General features: G+C 42.0%; 1 protein-coding gene. It reads right to left on the reverse strand.

All coding sequences use genetic code 11. The features are described 5' to 3' along the window. Nucleotides 1–189 precede the first annotated feature (189 nt). The coding region (locus K9V48_RS28800; protein ID WP_224141722.1) for an IS3 family transposase at nt 190–281 on the reverse strand (92 nt) is incomplete at its 5' end.

The following is a 281-nucleotide window of genomic DNA, read 5'->3' on the forward strand; positions in this document are numbered from 1 at the left end:
CCTCATGCAACCTACATATTTGTTGCCAAATATGCAGTTTCGGATGGAGACCATCTTTGCGTCTGGCTGGGTAGCGTAAGCTACACTGTGAGAATGCGACTTCTTGTCGCACCATAAGCGATGTTATAGGTATTGAAAAAGGATCTTTGATTTATGAAGTGACCCCATAAAGTTAGACAGGTTATTTCGTTAGGCGGCTTGTTGGGTATCGGCTCGGTATTGTCCCGGGCTCATACCTTTTAATTTTGCCTTGATTCGTTTGTGATTATAGTATTCTATAT

The organism is Metabacillus rhizolycopersici (assembly GCF_020075705.1).